Raw genomic sequence first — 767 nt, 5'->3', positions numbered from 1 at the left:
GCGCCTACCAGATCCACACCTTGGCGGGGCGAATCGTGCCGCAGGTGCGGGCAGATGGGCTGGTCACGGTGGACATGGGGATCCCTCGCCTTTTGGCCAAGCAGATCCCCACCACCTTGGTCGAACCGGATGAGAAGGTCATTCGGCAGCCGCTTGCAGTGGCCGGGCGAGAGTGGCGGGTGACGGCGGTGAGCATGGGCAACCCCCATTGTGTGGTCTTCCTGGAAGAAGAGGGATCCCTGGAGGAGCTGGATTTGGTGGCTGTGGGCCCCCTGTTTGAGCATCATCCGGCCTTTCCTGAGCGCACCAACACCGAATTTGTGCAGGTGCTCAGCCCGACTCGTTTGCGCTTGCGGGTTTGGGAACGGGGAGCAGGGGCAACGCTGGCCTGTGGGACGGGTGCCTGTGCTGTTTTGGTGGCTGCTGTTTTGGAGGAGCGCGCAGAATCGCAAGCTACAGTAGAACTGCCGGGAGGAAATCTGGAAATTCGCTGGGATCCGAGCACACAGCACGTGTGGATGACCGGCCCTGCCCTACACGTCTTCAGCGGCACCACTGCCGGTTGAGAACTAGGCTCCCAGACCCAACAGGAGGATGGCCAGGAGGCCGAGGATCCCATAGGCAACGCTCCAGCCCTGCCGCCAGATCAGCGCCACTGCCAGGCCCAATAAGACCAAGCCCAAGCCCAGGCCAAGGCGGAGAAATAGAGGGTGTACAAACTGGCTGAGGGAGCGTTTGAGCCAGGGGAAGATCACCCCCAAGGCGAA

1 protein-coding gene and 1 pseudogene are annotated in these 767 nt (G+C 62.2%); one reads left to right on the top strand and one right to left on the bottom strand.

The window, feature by feature from the left end:
* Positions 1 to 566: diaminopimelate epimerase (gene dapF / locus NW837_RS13705; RefSeq protein WP_414332166.1), on the top strand; the 566-nt coding region annotated here is incomplete at its 5' end.
* Between the two features lie 3 nt (positions 567 to 569).
* Here the strand turns inward: dapF and NW837_RS13700 are convergent.
* Positions 570 to 767 (bottom strand): annotated as a pseudogene (locus NW837_RS13700) (hypothetical protein); the annotation flags it as partial.

This window comes from Synechococcus sp. R6-10 (assembly GCF_047461815.1).
GTDB lineage: Bacteria > Cyanobacteriota > Cyanobacteriia > Thermostichales > Thermostichaceae > Thermostichus.
Note: the sequence above shows the minus strand (reverse complement) of the source record. Positions and strands in the feature narration are given on the sequence as shown.